The sequence below is a fragment of the Streptomyces sp. SID486 genome (assembly GCF_009865385.1).
GTDB lineage: Bacteria > Actinomycetota > Actinomycetes > Streptomycetales > Streptomycetaceae > Streptomyces.
In genome coordinates this window covers 1-17,237 of sequence record NZ_WWJT01000520.1, presented here as the reverse complement: position 1 = coordinate 17,237, position 17,237 = coordinate 1, and the positions used below count along the sequence as shown (strand labels likewise).

Annotated in this window: 12 protein-coding genes and 1 riboswitch; of the genes, 10 read left to right on the top strand and 2 right to left on the bottom strand. The window is 72.2% G+C overall.

Annotation, left to right across the window (positions count from 1 at the left end; genetic code table 11):
- Nucleotides 1-288 precede the first annotated feature (288 nt).
- The 10 genes from GT045_RS24030 to GT045_RS23985 all read left to right on the top strand — a co-directional run bounded on the left by GT045_RS24030 (nucleotide 289) and on the right by GT045_RS23985 (nucleotide 14,010).
- Nucleotides 289-2,931: a hypothetical protein gene (locus GT045_RS24030; RefSeq protein ID WP_161335407.1), complete on the top strand. Its 2,643-nt coding sequence runs from the start codon at nucleotides 289-291 to the stop codon at nucleotides 2,929-2,931.
- The gene (locus GT045_RS24025; RefSeq protein ID WP_161335406.1) at nucleotides 2,928-4,229 is read left to right on the top strand and encodes a cytochrome P450; all 1,302 of its coding nucleotides are present in this window, start codon (nucleotides 2,928-2,930) and stop codon (nucleotides 4,227-4,229) included. The genes GT045_RS24030 and GT045_RS24025 overlap by 4 nt, the downstream gene beginning before the upstream one ends.
- 162 nt (nucleotides 4,230-4,391) lie before the next feature.
- On the top strand, nucleotides 4,392-5,468 hold the full coding sequence (locus GT045_RS24020) for a transglycosylase family protein (protein WP_161335405.1): 1,077 nt from the start codon (nucleotides 4,392-4,394) through the stop codon (nucleotides 5,466-5,468).
- A 140-nt stretch (nucleotides 5,469-5,608) separates the two neighbouring features.
- A riboswitch (cyclic di-AMP (ydaO/yuaA leader) is annotated at nucleotides 5,609-5,828 on the top strand.
- A gap of 4 nt (nucleotides 5,829-5,832) precedes the next feature.
- A complete protein-coding gene (locus tag GT045_RS24015) occupies nucleotides 5,833-6,531 on the top strand; it encodes a transglycosylase family protein (protein ID WP_161289421.1) in 699 nt (232 codons plus the stop codon).
- Nucleotides 6,532-6,947: 416 nt separating this feature from the next.
- Nucleotides 6,948-8,234, top strand: a complete 1,287-nt coding sequence (eno, locus tag GT045_RS24010) for a phosphopyruvate hydratase (RefSeq protein ID WP_161289423.1) — start codon at nucleotides 6,948-6,950, stop codon at nucleotides 8,232-8,234.
- A gap of 106 nt (nucleotides 8,235-8,340) precedes the next feature.
- Nucleotides 8,341-8,817: a septum formation initiator family protein gene (locus GT045_RS24005; RefSeq protein ID WP_161289425.1), complete on the top strand. Its 477-nt coding sequence runs from the start codon at nucleotides 8,341-8,343 to the stop codon at nucleotides 8,815-8,817.
- Nucleotides 8,818-8,866: 49 nt separating this feature from the next.
- Complete coding sequence (locus GT045_RS24000) at nucleotides 8,867-9,394, top strand: DUF501 domain-containing protein (protein WP_161289427.1); 528 nt, start codon at nucleotides 8,867-8,869, stop codon at nucleotides 9,392-9,394.
- A gap of 157 nt (nucleotides 9,395-9,551) precedes the next feature.
- Nucleotides 9,552-10,505: a Ppx/GppA phosphatase family protein gene (locus GT045_RS23995; protein WP_161289429.1), complete on the top strand. Its 954-nt coding sequence runs from the start codon at nucleotides 9,552-9,554 to the stop codon at nucleotides 10,503-10,505.
- A gap of 620 nt (nucleotides 10,506-11,125) precedes the next feature.
- Complete coding sequence (locus GT045_RS23990) at nucleotides 11,126-12,505, top strand: NAD(P)/FAD-dependent oxidoreductase (RefSeq protein ID WP_161289431.1); 1,380 nt, start codon at nucleotides 11,126-11,128, stop codon at nucleotides 12,503-12,505.
- A 212-nt stretch (nucleotides 12,506-12,717) separates the two neighbouring features.
- Nucleotides 12,718-14,010, top strand: a complete 1,293-nt coding sequence (locus tag GT045_RS23985; protein WP_161289433.1) for a cyclopropane-fatty-acyl-phospholipid synthase family protein — start codon at nucleotides 12,718-12,720, stop codon at nucleotides 14,008-14,010.
- A 75-nt stretch (nucleotides 14,011-14,085) separates the two neighbouring features.
- Here the strand turns inward: GT045_RS23985 and GT045_RS23980 are convergent, their stop codons facing one another.
- Nucleotides 14,086-16,614, bottom strand: a complete 2,529-nt coding sequence (locus tag GT045_RS23980) for an FtsX-like permease family protein (protein ID WP_161335404.1) — start codon at nucleotides 16,612-16,614, stop codon at nucleotides 14,086-14,088.
- Nucleotides 16,614-17,237, bottom strand: a 624-nt coding sequence (locus tag GT045_RS23975; RefSeq protein ID WP_161335403.1) for an ABC transporter ATP-binding protein, incomplete at its 5' end; no start/stop codon positions are given. The genes GT045_RS23975 and GT045_RS23980, both read right to left, overlap by 1 nt.

Sequence of the window (17,237 nt, the reverse complement as noted above, 5' to 3'; positions counted from 1 at the left end):
GGACCGGCCACGGCAGAGGGACCGGCCACGGCGGGCGGACCGGCGCGGCGGGTGGACGGCGGTGCGGGCGGACCGGAAGAGCGGGCGGACCGGCACGGCGGGTGGACCGGAAGGGCGGCCGGACCGGCGCGGCGGGTGGACGGCGTCGCGGGTGGACCGGAAAAGCCGGCGCACCGGGAGGGTGGGCGGACCGGAACGGGGGCGAGGGTCGTCCTCGGGGTCTCGAATTCCCTTCCGTGTCAGTACCGTTGAAGCACAGCGTGGTCACGAGGTGTGTGGGGGGCGTGCGTGAGGCTGGGTACGGATCTGGCGGGCGTCGCGGCCGACGTGCTCGTGACGGCGCTCGCCACGCCGGACCGGGTCCGGGTCCGGGAACGCTTCGCGCGCTGGTTCCAGGACCAGAACGCTTCCTCCTACGCACGGCAACTGCTCGACACCGGGGCGGCCGAGCCCGACGCCCTGGAGCCGCTGCGAGCGGTCTGGGCGCCCCGGCTGCGGGTGACCCTCGTCCACGCGGCGGACAAGAACGCCGCGGCCAGGCAACTGCGCGAACTGGTCCAGGCGCTGGCCCCCCTGACGGACACGGCCCCGCCGGCCGGGACGGCCATCGACCCGGACGCGTGGCCGGACACGGCGCCCGACCCGCGAGGGGACGTCGTCGCCCCGGACCCGCGAGGGGACGGCGGCCGGGGCTTCGGGCCCGACCCCGATCCCTGTCCGGACACGGTGCCGTACTCGCGAGAGGGCTTCGCCCCGCACCTGAGCCACGGCCCGCGAGGGGATGGCGCCCCGGATCTGGGGCCCGGCCCGCGAGGGGATGTCGCCCCGGACCCGGGGTCCGGCCCGCGAGGGGACTCCGCCCCGGACCTCGGGCCCGACCCCAGGCCGGACTCCTTGCCGGACCTGGACGCGGAGATCGCACCGCCCCCCGCCCCGGAGCCCGCTCCGCACCCGGTGTCCGAGCCTCTTCCGCAGCCGCGCCCACCGCTCACCGGAGACCATGTCGATTTCCGGCAGGCGGAGATCCACGGCCCGGTCATCGGCGTCCAGATCCAGCACTCCTACGGGGCCCGGCCGCCGATCGCCCTGCCCGGCCCCGGTGACTGGCCGACGGCCACCGCGCTGGAGCCGCTCGCGCACGGCGTGCGGGCCGCCCGGCGGATGAGGGGACGGCCCCCGCTGCCGCGCTACGTCCCGAGGGACGCCGACGCTGCCCTGGTCTCCGCCCTGGAGTCCGTGACGATGGACGGCGGGCTGGTGGTGGTGCTCGGGGAGCCGTACGCGGGCAAGTCGCGCACGGCGCTCGCGGTCCTGGCGTCCGCGCTGCCTCAGGCCCGGGTGTACGCGCCGGACGCCGGTACGGACCTGCGGCGTCTGCCCGACGCGCTGCGCGGAGCGACGGGGCTCCGCGTGCTGTGGCTGGACGACCTCGGCGGCCACCTCGGTGACGGCGGCCTGGATCCGCGGCTGCTGGCGCGGCTGGCCGGACTGAAGGCCGTCGTGGTCGCCACCCTGCGGGAGGACGACTTCGACGAGTACCGGCAGACGCCGCGTGGCCGGGTGCTGGACCTGGCGCAGGTCGTGGAGCTGCCCCGGCAGTGGTCGCAGGCCGAGCGGGCGCGGGCCGCGGAGTCGCCGGATCCGCGGCTGACGGAAGCCGCCGCGCTCAGCGGGGCGGAGGGAGTCGCGGCACACCTCGCCGTGGAACCGCGGCTGTGGGCGGACTTCCAGCACGCCCGGCGCAGGCATCCGCGCGGGCAGGCGCTGGTGCGGGCGGCGGTCGATCTGGCGCGGTGCGGGCTGCTGGGGCCGCTGCCCCAGGACGTGCTCGTGGAGGTGGCCGACGGCTACGGACCGCCGGCCGGGCCGGAACCGGAGAGCGTCGAGGAGGCGCTGGAGTGGGCCGCCCGGGAGCGGTACGGGGTGCTGCCGCTGCTGCGGCGAGCGGGGCCGCGGGCCTGGGCGGCGGCGGGCCCGCTGGTGAGCACGGCCCGGTGCGACGAGACGTTCCCGCCGGTGGACGGCGCGCTGTGGCAGCGGGCGCTGGACGTGGCGCGGACGGTGGAAGGGCACGACGTCGAGCTGGTGGCCACGCTGGCGGGCGCCGCCTTCGAACGGGCGATCAGAGCCGGGGACAGACGGGCGATGTACCGGCTCGGACTGCTGGAGGAGGCCGAGGGGCACCAGGAGGAGGCCGAGAGCTGGTTCAGGCGGGCGGCCGAGGCCGGTGTACCGGAGGCGGTCGGCCACCTCGGCCGGTTCCTCAGGCGACGGGCGGACAGGGAGGCCGAACCGTTCCTGGAGCAGGCCGCCGAGGCGGGGGACGGCGACGCGGCGACCCTGCTCGCCGAGGCGTTGCTGGAGCGGGCCGAGCACTGGCTGCGCGCCGCCTCGACGGCCAGGGCGCAGCGTCTGCTGGGAGACCTGCGGTTCTGCGCGGACGACCCCGAGCAGACCTGGCTGCGCTACACGAACGCGGCCGACCCGCGCGACCCGGACCTCGCCCGGAGCATGGGCATGCACCATCTCGTGGTGGCGGAGCCCGAGTTCGCGAGGGCCTGGCTGCAGCGCGCGGTGGACGCCGGGGACACGGTCGCGGCCCAGCTGCTGCGGGTGCTGGGCCGGGAGGGGCCGTCGCTGAACGAAGCGGAGGAGTACTTCCGGGACACGGACGGGTACCCGCTGGACATCGCCCACCACGGAGCCGTCCTGGAGAGGCTGGACCGGACGGAGGAAGCCGAGGCGCAGTACAAGCGCGCGTACGAGGCCGGTGACGCCTACGGCGCCTACCGGCTCGGGGCCCTGCTGGACAGGCAGGGCGAACCGGACCAGGCCCGGGCCTGGTACCGCAAGGCGGCCGGCCTCGGTCACCACGGCGCACGCAAGGCGCTCGGCGAGGTGTCCGGCGGTCCGGATACGGTCGGGGAGTGAGCGACCAGCACCGCCCCGACGAGCACCGCCCCGACCAGCATCGTCCCGACCAGCCGGCCCCCGCCCTCTTCACGTGGGAGTTCGCCACCGACCCCTACCCCGCCTACGCCTGGCTCCGCGAGCACGCCCCCGTGCACCGGACACGGCTGCCGAGCGGTGTCGAGGCGTGGCTGGTCACCCGGTACGCCGACGCCCGGCAGGCCCTGGCGGACCAGCGGCTGAGCAAGAACCCGGCCCATCACGACGAGCCCGAGCACGCCAAGGGCAAGACCGGCATCCCCGGCGAGCGCAAGGCCGAGCTGATGACGCACCTGCTGAACATCGACCCGCCGGACCACACCCGGCTGCGCCGCCTGGTCAGCAAGGCGTTCACGCCGCGCCGGGTCGCCGAGTTCGCGGACCGGGTGCAGGAGCTGACCGACCAGCTCATCGACCGGTTCGCGCGGACCGGATCGGCCGACCTCATCCACGAGTTCGCCTTCCCGCTGCCCATCTACGCCATCTGCGACCTGCTCGGCGTCCCGCGCGAGGACCAGGACGACTTCCGGGACTGGGCGGGCATGATGATCCGGCACGGCGGCGGGCCGCGCGGCGGGGTCGCCCGGTCGGTGAAGAAGATGCGCGGCTACCTCGCCGAGCTGATCCACAAGAAGCGCGAGGCGCTGCCGGCGACGCCCGCGCCGGGCGAGGACCTGATCTCCGGCCTGATCCGCGCCTCCGACCACGGCGAGCACCTCACCGAGAACGAGGCCGCCGCCATGGCCTTCATCCTCCTGTTCGCCGGCTTCGAGACGACCGTCAACCTCATCGGCAACGGCACCTACGCCCTGCTCACCCACCCCGGAGAGCGCCGGCGGCTGGAGGAGTCACTGGCCCGCGGGGAGCGCGCCCTCCTGGAGAGCGGTGTGGAGGAACTGCTGCGTTACGACGGCCCGGTGGAGCTGGCCACCTGGCGCTTCGCCACCGAGCCGCTGACCATCGGCGGGCAGGACGTCGCGGCGGGCGATCCGGTGCTCGTCGTACTCGCCGCCGCCGACCGCGACCCCGAGCGGTTCGCCGACCCGGACGTGCTGGACCTGGCCCGCCGCGACAACCAGCACCTCGGCTACGGCCACGGCATCCACTACTGCCTCGGCGCGCCGCTCGCCCGACTGGAGGGGCAGACCGCGCTCGCCACCCTGCTCACCCGCCTGCCCGATCTGCGGCTCGCCGCGGACCCGGCCGAGCTGCGCTGGCGGGGCGGACTCATCATGCGCGGCCTGCGCACCCTGCCGGTGGAGTTCACGCCCACCGTCTGACCGCCCCTTCACGGAACATGACGACCGTTCAACTTTGTGATCTTCACGTGATCTCTGCGGCATGAACTTGTGACAAGTGATCGTATGCCTATACGTTCACCCATCAGCGCGGCGCGGCACCATCCGCCGCGCCGGTCCTGCTGTCGCTCGAAAGGCATCTGCATGCTCTCCGGGAACGGTCGACACCGTCGCCCCCGCCAGGCCCCGGCTCTCCTCGTCGCGGCCGGAGTCACCGGCTCCGCCATCGCCATCCCGCTCCTCGGCGCGGCGAGCGCCAGCGCGGCCGACGGTACGACGTGGGACAAGGTGGCCGAGTGCGAGAGCGGCGGCTCCTGGAGCGCGGACACCGGCAACGGCTACTACGGCGGCCTGCAGATCACGCAGGACGACTGGGACAGGTACGGCGGCTCGCAGTACGCGGCCAGCGCCGACCAGGCCAGCCGCCTCCAGCAGATAGCGGTCGCCGAGAAGATCCTGGCCGACCGGGGCACGACCCCCTGGGCCACCTGTGCCCTGCTGTCCGGTCTGACCTCCGACTCCGGCTCGGTGGACGTGGACACGGGCGTCGGCGGCTCCGGCGACAGCGGCGGTTCGGGCGACTCGCCCGGGACGGCCGACGGCTCCGGTACGACGGACCCCACCGGCACCCCTGGCAGCACCGACTCGTCCGACCTGCCGGACGCCCCTCCCTCCACCGGTGACCACTCCGGCACCGGCACCGGAACCGCGTCCGGGTCCCCCTCGGGCAGGACCGGTACGCCGGCCCCGAAGCCGCACAAGGACACCGGGACGAGCGGCGACTCCACGGACTCCACCGGAACCAACACCCCCAAGTCCGACAAGTCGCCCTCGCGGGACTCCGCAGGCCCGCGGCGGGCCACCGACGCCCCCACGGCCACCCCGGACGCCGCGACCGGACCCAACGCCCAGGAGGCCGCGGGTTCTTGGAGTCTGGTCGACACCGGGGCCCTCGGCAGTGGCGGACGTCACCGCGGCGCGAGTGCGGACGAAGCGGTGACAAACGGTCAGGATTCCACCGCCTCCGGCCGGCACGCCTCGCGCGAACCGGGCACCTACACCGTCCGCGAGGGCGACTCCCTGGTCTCCATCGCCGACTCCCTTGACGTCGACGGCGGGTGGCGGGCGCTGTACGCGGGGAACGAGAAGGCCATCGGGGCCGACCCGAATCGCATCACTGCCGGTCAGACCCTGGAAGTAGGGGGCGAAACGGGCGGCTGACAGGGGGAGTTGACGCCCCACTAAACGCCCTAATGTCCGGTTTGGCGAAAGTGTGGGATGAGTCTCAGAAGCCCTGATCGTCTTTGAAATTCCGCGGATCGCGTGTCTACGGTCAAGGCCGCTCGTCACCACGAGCCCCGGCATCCACCACGCCGAATCCTGCCAGTGGTTGCCCGGGAACAGTCGTCGCGTCAAGCGCCGTAGGCAGGAGCGGGGGACCCAAGGTAGGCGCCGGTACCGGCAGTTGAGCTGGAACCGGCTGGGGGTGAAGCCGCACTCCGCGCAAGCGGGAGGTGCGGCCGGGCAACTCAACCGGCCCGAACCCGACAGCTCACCTCGTAGGCGTCGGTGAGGGGATCGATCCATGCTGTTTACCGGCAAGGGCAAGCACCGTCGTCCGTCCAAGGCCGTTCGCGCCGTCGCGCTGGCCGGCGTCACCGGCGCCGCCGTCGCCGCCCCCCTGATGGCGGCGGGCAACGCCTCCGCCGCCACCACCTCCGAGTGGGACGCGGTCGCCCAGTGCGAGTCCGGCGGCAACTGGTCCATCAACACCGGCAACGGCTACTACGGCGGTCTGCAGTTCTCCGCCTCCACCTGGGCCGCGTACGGCGGCACCCAGTACGCCGCCACCGCCGACAAGGCGTCCCAGGCGCAGCAGATCGCCGTCGCCGAGAAGGTGCTCGCGGCCCAGGGCAAGGGCGCCTGGCCGGTCTGCGGCACGGGCCTGTCGAGCGCTACCGGCGGCGGCTCCGCCCCGAGCGCACCCTCGACCCCCGACTCGTCGGGCAGCACCACCACCCGCTCCACCGACCAGCAGGCCGCCTCCCGCTCCGCCGAGCGCCCGGCCGCCACCACGACCAAGAGCAAGACCGTCACCACCCCGACCGGCAAGACGGTCAAGAAGGGTGACGGCGAGTACAAGGTCGTCACCGGTGACACCCTCGGCACCATCGCCGCGGAGCACCACGTCCAGGGCGGCTGGCAGAAGCTGTTCGACCTGAACAAGGACATCGTCCAGGACGCCGACCTCATCTACCCGGGTCAGCAGCTGCACCTGAAGTGACACCCGGGCCCCAGCCGGCCCACCTGGCCCGCACCTGCGTGCGGGCCACCCCGAAGGCCCCCGTGCGGGCCACCCCCCGTCCCCACGGGCCCCCGCCCCGGTGCGTGTTCCCCCGTACGCACCGGGGCGGGGCTTTTTGTGCCCCCGGCGGCCGGAAGCGCGCCGACGCCCCCGGCTACGCCGGAGCACGCCGCCACCCCCCTGTGCCGGAGCGCCCGCCACCCTTGCGCGGCGAAGCGCGCCGAAGCACTCCGCGTATTGAAGTGCGCCGACGTCCTTTTGTTTCGATTGAAAACAAAAGGTACGGTCGGCCTGTCCACGGGACAGTCGGTCGATGGCCGACGCCCCCGGGACGGTTAGGCTCTAGTCGCAAGGCACTCCAGCCCCGCACTTCCAGCGTCACATCCAAGAAGGAGATGCTCGTGCCGTCCATCGACGTCGTCGTAGCCCGGGAAATCCTGGACTCCCGAGGCAACCCCACGGTCGAGGTCGAGGTCGGCCTCGACGACGGCAGCACGGGTCGTGCCGCCGTCCCGTCCGGCGCCTCCACCGGCGCGTTCGAGGCCGTCGAGCTGCGCGACGGTGACCCGGGCCGCTACCAGGGCAAGGGTGTCGAGAAGGCCGTCCTCGCCGTCATCGAGCAGATCGGCCCGGAGCTGGTCGGCTACGACGCCACCGAGCAGCGCCTGATCGACCAGGCCATGTTCGACCTGGACGCCACCGACAACAAGGGCTCGCTCGGCGCCAACGCCATCCTCGGCGTCTCGCTCGCCGTCGCCCACGCCGCCTCCGAGGCCAGCGACCTGCCCCTCTTCCGCTACCTGGGCGGCCCGAACGCGCACCTGCTGCCGGTGCCGATGATGAACATCCTGAACGGCGGCTCGCACGCCGACTCCAACGTGGACATCCAGGAGTTCATGATCGCCCCGATCGGCGCGGAGTCCTTCTCCGAGGCCCTGCGCTGGGGCACCGAGGTCTACCACACGCTGAAGAAGGTCCTGAAGGGCAAGGGCCTGTCCACCGGCCTCGGCGACGAGGGCGGCTTCGCCCCGAACCTCGGCTCCAACCGTGAGGCCCTCGACCTCATCATCGAGGCCATCAAGGAGGCCGGCTACGCCCCCGGCCAGCAGATCGCCCTCGCGCTCGACGTCGCCGCCTCCGAGTTCTACAAGGACGGCAAGTACCTCTTCGAGGGCAAGGAGCGCTCCGCCGCCGAGATGACGGAGTACTACGAGGAGCTGGCCGCGGCCTACCCGCTCGTCTCCATCGAGGACCCGCTGTTCGAGGACGACTGGGCCGGCTGGAAGGTCGTCACCGACCGTCTCGGCGACAAGGTGCAGCTCGTCGGCGACGACCTGTTCGTCACCAACCCCGAGCGCCTGGCCCGCGGCATCGAGGAGGGCACCGCCAACGCCCTGCTGGTCAAGGTGAACCAGATCGGCTCGCTGACCGAGACCCTGGACGCCGTCGAGCTGGCCCAGCGCAGCGGCTTCAAGTGCATGATGTCCCACCGCTCCGGCGAGACCGAGGACGTCACCATCGCCGACCTGGCGGTCGCCACCAACTGCGGCCAGATCAAGACCGGCGCCCCGGCCCGCTCCGAGCGCGTCGCCAAGTACAACCAGCTGCTGCGTATCGAGGAGATCCTCGACGACGCCGCGGTGTACGCCGGCCGCTCCGCCTTCCCGCGCTTCAAGGGCTGAGGCTGACCAACCCGGCGTAAGGCTCAGCCAGTCGTACGTACGTCCCCGTACCCGGTCCCGTACCGTGTGCGGGGACGTACGCGCGTGTGAACGGGAGGCGGGGAAGATGGCCGTGAAGGACCGGGACCGGTTCTCCACCGCGACCAGACTCAGGCTGCTCGGTGAACAGACCGCGGCCCGCGTCTACCGCTCCCAGACCAAACGGCAGGCCCGCCGCTCCCGGCTCACCGGCCGCGCGGCGCTGCTCGCCCTGGTGCTGTGCACGCTGATCGTCGCGCTCGCCTACCCGATGCGGCAGTACGTCTCCCAGCGTGCCGAGATCGCCGAGCAGCGGCGGCAGCAGGAGCAGGCCCGCGAGCGCGTCGAGCAGCTGCGCGACCTCAAGGCGCGCTGGCAGGACGACGCCTACGCCGAGCAGCAGATCCGGCGCCGGCTGCACTACGTGAAGCCCGGCGAGACCGGGTACGTGGTCGTCGACCCGGGCGCGGCCAAGCAGTCCCGCGCCGACCTCCGGGCCGCCCACCGGCCCTGGTACGCGAACGTCTGGGACGGCGTCGACAAGTCCGACGCCTCCGACCAGTGACCGGCCCGCCGGGCCGGCCGTCCGACAGAAAGCCAGTCTGAAAGCAGTCATGCAAACGCCTCCGCCGCCCACTCCGCGCACCGAGCCCACCGACGCGGACGTAGATGCCTTCAAGCAGCAGCTGGGCCGCCCGCCGCGCGGCCTGAGGGCCATCGCGCACCGCTGCCCGTGCGGTCAGCCGGACGTCGTGGAGACGGCGCCGCGCCTGCCCGACGGCACGCCCTTCCCGACGCTGTACTACCTGACGTGCCCGAAGGCGTCCTCCGCCATCGGCACGCTGGAGGCGAACGGCGTGATGAAGGAGATGACCGAGCGGCTCCAGAGCGACCCCGAGCTGGCCGCCGCCTACCGGGCCGCGCACGAGGACTACATCCGCCGCCGGGACGAGATCGAGGAGCTGACGGGCTTCCCGAGCGCCGGCGGCATGCCCGACCGGGTGAAGTGCCTGCACGTGCTCGTCGCCCACTCCCTGGCCGCCGGACCGGGCGTGAACCCGCTCGGCGACGAGGCCCTGGCGATGCTGCCGGAGTGGTGGAGCAAGGGCGCGTGCGTCGTGTCCGAAGCCGCCGGGCAGTGACCGCCGGCCGGTCCGGCGCCGGGGGACCGCACCCCCGGGGCCACCGCCTCAGCGCCCCCGGCCCGTCCGGCCCACCCGGTGCCCCCGGGCCGCCCGGGCCGCCCAGTCAGCGTCCATCCGCCGTCCGTCCCGGCCGGCCGACCCGAAGGAACTGTCCATGACCCGCGTCGCCGCGATCGACTGCGGTACCAACTCCATCCGGCTGCTGGTCGCCGACGCCGACCCACGAACCGGTCAACTGACCGACCTGGACCGCCGGATGACGATCGTCCGGCTCGGCCAGGGGGTCGACCGCACCGGCCGGCTCGCCCCCGAGGCGCTGGAGCGCACCTTCGCCGCCTGCCGTGAGTACGCGGCCGTCATCAAGGAGCACGGCGCCGAGCACCTCCGCTTCGTCGCCACCTCCGCCTCCCGGGACGCCGAGAACCGGGACGACTTCGTGCGGGGCGTGCTGGACATCCTCGGGGTGGAGCCCGAGGTCATCACCGGTGACCAGGAGGCCGAGTTCTCCTTCACCGGCGCCACGCGGGAGCTGGCCGGCCGCACCGACCTGGGCCGGCCCTACCTGGTCGTGGACATCGGCGGCGGCTCGACCGAGTTCGTCGTCGGCGACGACCACGTGCGCGCCGCCCGGTCGGTGGACGTCGGCTGTGTGCGGATGACCGAGCGGCACCTGGTGCACGGCTCCGCGGTGAGCGACCCGCCCACCGAGGAGCAGGTGGCCGCCATGCGGGCCGACATCGAGGCCGCACTGGACCTCGCCGAGAAGACCGTCCCGCTGCGCGAGGCGCACACCCTGGTGGGCCTGGCCGGGTCCGTCACCACGGTGTCCGCCATCGCCCAGGAACTGCCCGGGTACGACTCGGCGCGCATCCACCACTCCCGCGTCTCGCGCGAGCGCGTGCGCGAGATCACCGAGTGGCTGCTGCGCTCCACGCACGCCGAGCGCGCCGCGGTCCCGTCCATGCATCCCGGCCGGGTCGACGTCATCGGAGCGGGCGCCCTCGTCCTGCTCGCGATCATGGAGCGGACCGGTGCGGAGGAGGTCGTGGTGAGCGAGCACGACATCCTCGACGGCATCGCGATCAAAACGGCAGAGGACGCTCCGTAGCGCTCAGCGGTACTTCTCGAGCGCTCAGCGGTACTTCTCGGTCGGCGACGGCGGTGGTGTTCGCCGCGTCCTACAGGTTCCGGTGGACGCCCCGCCGGTCGCCCACCTCGACGACCGACATGACGAGTGCCGGTGCGCGTGGCGGGCCGTCGGAACGCCTTCCTCGGCCCGGCTGGGCCGACCCTCGACGGCATCGTGCGATGGGCGGCTGAGCAGGGGGGATGACGTTTGAGCGGCTCCGGGGGCCCCGTGCGGGGCCCCCGGGCGCGGCCGCGCGGAAACCTTCGTGAAGTTCTTCACAAGGAATTCCCGCGGAGCGGGCCCCTGAGGGGGGTCCGTTGGCCCTTCCGGGCGATCAAAGGCCGTTTGAACATGTTCAGATGAGGGGCGTGGAGGGGCTGCGCGAAGGGGCGCCCCGGAACTCCGACGGGACCCTCGCGGGGCCTCGCCGACCCGGAGGAGCAGCTCACACGGCATTGACAACGGGGCGAACCGCCCCGCGGTTCCCTCCTGTCCACATGACCTGCGTCACGCGGGTCGCGGAGTTTAACACAGAGCCTCTCGATGCTTGTGAAGGGGCGCACGAGCGACCCCCCTGGGGCGGGTGGATACTCGATGGCATGAGCACCACGGAGCGTCCCAGGATCCTCGTAGTAGGCGGTGGGTACGTAGGCCTGTACGCAGCTCGGCGCATTCTCAAGAAGATGCGCTACGGCGAGGCGACCGTCACGGTCGTCGACCCCCGGTCGTACATGACCTACCAGCCCTTCCTCCCCGAAGCCGCCGCCGGCAACATCTCCCCTCGCCACGTCGTCGTCCCGCTGCGACGCGTGCTGCCGAAGGCGGAGGTTCTCACCGGTCGGGTCACCACCATCGACCAGGACCGCAAGGTCGCCACGATCGCCCCGCTGGTCGGCGAGGCGTACGAGCTGCCCTTCGACTACCTGGTCATCGCCATGGGCGCGGTCTCCCGCACCTTCCCGATCCCCGGCCTCGCCGAGCAGGGCATCGGCATGAAGGGCATCGAGGAGTCCATCGGCCTGCGCAACCACGTCCTCGAGCAGCTGGACAAGGCCGACTCCACGACCGACGAGGAGATCCGCCGCAAGGCCCTGACCTTCGTCTTCATCGGCGGTGGCTTCGCGGGTGCGGAGACCATCGGCGAGGTCGAGGACATGGCCCGGGACGCGGCCAAGTACTACAAGAACGTGTCCCGCGAGGACATGCGCTTCATCCTCGTCGACGCCGCCGACAAGATCCTTCCCGAGGTCGGCCCCAAGCTCGGCCAGTACGGCAAGGAGCACCTGGAGAGCCGCGGCGTGGAGATCTACCTCTCCACCTCGATGGACTCCTGCGTCGACGGCCACGTCGTGCTGAAGAACGGCCTGGAGGTCGACTCCAGCACCATCGTGTGGACCGCCGGCGTCAAGCCGAACCCGGCCCTCACCCGCTTCGGTCTGCCGCTCGGCCCGCGCGGCCACGTCGACTGCGAGCCGACCCTCCAGGTCAAGGGCACGGACTACATCTGGGCCGCCGGTGACAACGCACAGGTCCCGGACCTCGTCGGCCGCAAGGCGGGCAACGAGAACGCCTGGTGCCCGCCGAACGCCCAGCACGCGCTGCGCCAGGCCAGGGTCCTCGGCGACAACGTGATCTCCGGCATGCGGGGCTTCCCGCAGAAGGAGTACGAGCACGCCAACAAGGGTGCGGTCGCCGGTCTCGGTCTGCACAAGGGCGTGGCGATGATCGTCATGGGCAAGATGAAGATCAAGCTCAAGGGCCGCCTCGCCTGGTACATGCACCGTGGCTACCACGGCATGGCGATGCCGACCTTCAACCGCAAGATCCGCGTCTTCGCCGACTGGACGCTCGGCATGTTCCTCAAGCGCGAGGTCGTCTCCCTCGGCGCCATGGAGAACCCCCGCGAGGAGTTCTACGAGGCCGCCAAGCCGGCGCCGGTCGCCGCCGCGAAGACCGAGGAGAAGGCCAAGGCCTCCTGACCTCGGCGTCACCGACCGACCGAAGGGCCTCCCGCCATCCGTGGTGCGGGAGGCCCTTCGGCGTTGTACGGCCACACCGGGGCCCGCCCCAAGTGCATGCCCTCTACAGCTGTTTTGCTCAGTTGTAACTCCTTTGCGGGACTGCGCGGAGCGCCCCGCGGTGTTTACGTGGTGAACGGACATCCGGGATCGTCGTCTTGGAGGTGTGCGCCATGGCCGACGCCGCGTCGCGGCTGAGGAGTCTTGCCGAGCAGGTGCTGGGAACACCGCTCCCCGTGCGGGTGCGGGCATGGGACGGATCGCAGGACGGACCGCCGCAGGCACCCGTGCTCGTCATCCGTAATCGCCGCGCCCTGCGCCGCATGCTGTTCAAACCGGGCGAGTTGGGTCTCGCCCGTGCCTGGGTCGCCGGCGACCTGGACATCGAAGGTGACCTCTACACCATGCTGGAGGCGATGGCCGGGCTGGTGTGGGAGCGCGGGGAGGACGCCCGCGGCCTGGTCCAGGCGGTACGCGATCCGGAAGTACGCGCCGCCGTCCGCGAACTGCTGAAGCTCGCCGGGCCGCCCCTGCCGCCCGCCCCGCCCGAGGAGGAGGTCCGCAGACCCCGGCGGCACCTGCACACCCGGCGCACCGACAAGCGGGCCGTCAGCCACCACTACGACGTCGGCAACGACTTCTACGAACTGGTCCTCGGCCCCTCCATGGTGTACTCCTGCGCCTACTGGGAGGACGCCGGCACCCTGGAGACCGCCCAGCGCGACAAGCTCGAACTGGTCTGCGCCAAGCTGGGCCTGACGGAGGGCGGGCGGCTGCTGGACGTCGGCTGCGGCTGGGGCTCCATGGCCATCCACGCGGCCCGTGAGCACGGCGTGAGCGTCGTCGGGGTCACCCTGTCGCAGGAGCAGGCGGCGTACGCCCGCAAGCGCGTCGCCGACGAGGGGCTGACCGACCGGGTGGAGATCAGGGTCCAGGACTACCGGGACGTCACGGACGGCCCCTTCGACGCGATCTCCTCCATCGGCATGGCCGAGCACGTCGGTGCCGAACGCTACCTGGAGTACGCGCGCCGGCTGTACGCCCTGCTGGCACCCGGCGGCCGGCTGCTCAACCACCAGATCGCCCGCCGCCCCGAGCGGGACGAGTCGGCGTACGAGGTGGACCCGTTCATCGACGCCTACGTCTTCCCCGACGGCGAACTCGCCCCCGTCGGCACCACCGTCACCCAGCTGGAGCGGGCCGGGTTCGAGGTCCGGGACGTGGAGTCCCTCCGCGAGCACTACGCCCGCACCCTGCGCCGCTGGGTGACCAACCTGGAGGCCGACTGGGACCACGCCGTCCGGCTCGCCGGCCCCGGCCGCGCCCGCGTCTGGCTGCTGTACATGGCTGCCTGCGCGCTCGCCTTCGAGCGCAACCGCATCGGCGTCAACCAGGTCCTTGCGGTACGCGCCGCCGAGTCCGGCGCCTCCGGGCTCCCGCTGCGGCCCCGCACCTGGCACGGCTGACGGCCCGCCGCTGCACCGGTACGACACGAGGGGCCCCGCGGTTCGCGAGGCCCCTCCCGTGCGCGTGCCGTACGGCTACTCGGCCTTGATGGCCGCCAGCATGTTCAGCCGGGCCGCGCGGCGGGCCGGCCACAGGGCGGCCAGCACCCCGACCGTCCCCGCCAGCAGCAGGAAGACCGCCAGCCGGCCCCAGGGCAGGACCAGCTCGTACGTCGGCAGCTTCGTGCCCAGCAGCTCACCGGCCGCCCAGCCGAAGAACACGCCGAGACCGATGCCCAGCACCCCGCCGAACAGGGAGATCACCAGGGACTCCAGGCGGACCATCCGCTTGATCGCCCGACGGTCCAGGCCGATCGCGCGCAGCATGCCGATCTCCTGCGCCCGCTCGAACACGGACATCGCCAGGGTGTTGATGACACCGAGCACGGCGACGATCACCGCCATGCCGAGCAGGCCGTAGACCATGTTCAGCATCAGCGTGAACATCTTCGCGATCTCGTCGGAGATGTCCTGCTTGTCCTGCACCTTGATCGCCGGGTTGGAGCCGAGGGCCTGCTCCAGCGCGTCCTTGGCCGTACCGGACGCGCCGCCCGCGGTCTTGACCATGACCTGCATGTCGGCCGGATCGGACAGGTGCGGGGTGAGGACCTTGTTGTCGAGGATGATGCCGTTGAGCATGTCGTTGCCCTCGTACACGCCCGCCACCGTCAGCCGCCGCGCCTTGCCGTCCTCGAAGTGCGCGGTGAACCGCGAACCGGCCTTCCAGCCGTGGTCCTTGGCCCGGTCCTCGTCCACGACGACCCGTGTACCGCCCACGGAGAAGGAGCCGTCGGTCACCTTCAGGTCCGTCAGCCGGCCGATCACCGCCCCGTCGACGCCGGTCAGGAACTCGGTGTCGCCGTCGATGCGGGACTCACCGTTGCGCAGCGGACTGCTGGCGGTGACGCCGTCGGCGGCGGCGGCCTTCTTCGCCACCTCGGGGGAGAGCGGGCCCCTGTTGGCCATCGAGACGACGTAGTCGGCGCGGATCGCCGAGCTGGCCATCTTGTCGATCGACGTCTGCAGGCTGCCCGCCATCACCGTCATGCCGGTGATCAGGGTCAGTCCGATCATCAGTGCGGAAGCGGTGGCCGCCGTACGGCGCGGGTTGCGCACCGAGTTCTGGCGGGCCAGCTTGCCCGACACCCCGAACAGGCGCAGCACCGGTGCGGCGGCGGCGATCAGCGGGCGGGACAGCAGCGGGGTCAGCACGAACACGCCGAGGATGAGCAGGACCGCGCCGAGGCCCATCGCGCCCTGGCCGGAGTCGGCGTCCATCCGGGTGCCGGCGAGGACCACCGCGACACCGGCCGCCGCGAACAGCGAGCCCAGGGTGTTGCGCAGCACCAGTGACTTGGTGGTGGCCTTGGCGTGCACGCTGCTCATCGCCGCCACCGGCGGGATCTTCGCGGCCCGGCGGCCGGGCAGCCACGCGGCCAGCATGGTGATGAGGACGCCGACGGCCAGGGCGGTCGCCACCGTGCCGGGGCTGATCACCAGGGGGCCGTCGGGCAGGCCCGCGCCGAAGGAGTCCAGCAGGGAGCGCAGGCCCGCGCCGATGCCGATACCGGCGGCGAGCCCCGTCACCCCGGCGACCGTGCCGACCGCGAACGCCTCGATGAGCACCGAACGCGTGACCTGGCGGCGGGAGGCGCCGACCGCCCGCAGCAGGGCCAGCTCGCGGGTGCGCTGGGCGACCAGCATGGTGAAGGTGTTGGCGATGATGAACGTGCCGACGAACAGGGCGATGCCGGCGAAGACCAGCAGGGTCTGCTTCAGACCGCTCATCGACGAGGAGATCGTCCGCGCCTGGTCGTCGGCGAGCTGCCGGCCCGTGGTCGTCTCCACGAGCTTCGCGGGCAGCGCCTTGTCCAGGGCGGCCTTGAGTGCCGCCTGGGACGTGCCGGCCGCGGCCCGCACGTCGATCTCGTCGAAGGTGCCCTTCTTGCCGAACAGGGCCTGCGCGGTGGGCGTGTCGAACAGGGCGAGGCTGCCGCCCGCGGCGACGTTGCCGTCGTCGGTGGTGAAGATGCCGCTGACGGTCGGGGTGAGGACCGGGCCGTCGACGGAGAGCCGCACGGTGTCGCCGACCTCGTAGCCGGCGCGCTCGGCGGTCCCGGAGTCGATCAGCACCTCGTCCTCGCCGTGCGGGGCGCGGCCGTCGACCAGCGGGTACCGGGGGTCATCGGTGCCCCAGTAGTTGCCGCCGGCGGACTGCCAGTCGCCGCCCACGAGCTTGCCGTCCTTGTCGGCGACGGCGGTGAAGCCGGTGACGACACCGGTGGCGGAGGCGGCGCCGGGGACCCGCGCGGCCTTGTCGAGCAGGGCCCGGGTCAGCTCGGGGGTCCTGCCGACCTTGTCGCCCTCGGAGTCCTGGTACTCGGGCCGGACGGCGACGTCGACGTGTTCGAAGCCCTTGGCGGAACTCTTCTGGTAGGCGTCGGAGATGGTGTTGGTGAAGACCAGCGTCCCGGACACGAACGCCACGCCGAGCATGACGGCGAGCACGGTCATCAGGAGCCGGGCCTTGTGCGCGAGGACGTTGCGCAGGGCGGTGCGGAACATCAGCTGGTACGGCCCTTCGCGTCGAACTGCTTCATGAGGTCCAGGACCGAGTCGGCCGTGGGGCCGTACATCTCGTCGACGATCCGGCCGTCCGCGAGGAAGACCACGCGGTCCGCGTACGCGGCGGCCACCGGGTCGTGGGTCACCATGACCACCGTCTGGCCCAGCTCGCGCACCGAGTTGCGCAGGAAGCCGAGCACCTCGGCGCCGGAGCGCGAGTCCAGGTTTCCGGTGGGCTCGTCACCGAAGATGATGTCGGGCTTGGAGGCGAGGGCGCGGGCCACGGCCACGCGCTGCTGCTGGCCGCCGGAGAGCTGCGAGGGCCGGTGGCCGAGTCGGCCCGACAGACCCACCATCTCGATGACCTGATCCAGCCACGCCTTGTCCGGCTTGCGGCCCGCTATGTCCATCGGGAGCGTGATGTTCTCCAGCGCGGTCAGCGTGGGCAGCAGGTTGAACGCCTGGAAGATGAAGCCGATCTTGTCCCGGCGCAGCTTGGTGAGCTGCTTGTCCTTCAGCTTGTCCAGCTCGGTGTCGCCGATGCGCACCGATCCCTCGGAGAAGGTGTCCAGGCCGGCCACGCAGTGCATCAGCGTGGACTTGCCGGAGCCGGAGGGGCCCAT

Excerpts from the sequence above, each read along its gene's own strand:
- GT045_RS23990 (WP_161289431.1), top strand. The coding sequence starts at position 11,126 with ATGAGCACCACGGAGCGTCCCAGGATCCTCGTAGTAGGCGGTGGGTAC.
- GT045_RS24000 (WP_161289427.1), top strand. The coding sequence starts at position 8,867 with ATGCAAACGCCTCCGCCGCCCACTCCGCGCACCGAGCCCACCGACGCG.
- GT045_RS24020 (WP_161335405.1), top strand. The coding sequence starts at position 4,392 with ATGCTCTCCGGGAACGGTCGACACCGTCGCCCCCGCCAGGCCCCGGCT.
- GT045_RS23985 (WP_161289433.1), top strand. The coding sequence starts at position 12,718 with ATGGCCGACGCCGCGTCGCGGCTGAGGAGTCTTGCCGAGCAGGTGCTG.
- eno (WP_161289423.1), top strand. The coding sequence starts at position 6,948 with ATGCTCGTGCCGTCCATCGACGTCGTCGTAGCCCGGGAAATCCTGGAC.
- GT045_RS23980 (WP_161335404.1), bottom strand. The coding sequence starts at position 16,614 with ATGTTCCGCACCGCCCTGCGCAACGTCCTCGCGCACAAGGCCCGGCTC.
- GT045_RS24015 (WP_161289421.1), top strand. The coding sequence starts at position 5,833 with ATGCTGTTTACCGGCAAGGGCAAGCACCGTCGTCCGTCCAAGGCCGTT.
- GT045_RS23995 (WP_161289429.1), top strand. The coding sequence starts at position 9,552 with ATGACCCGCGTCGCCGCGATCGACTGCGGTACCAACTCCATCCGGCTG.
- GT045_RS24005 (WP_161289425.1), top strand. The coding sequence starts at position 8,341 with ATGGCCGTGAAGGACCGGGACCGGTTCTCCACCGCGACCAGACTCAGG.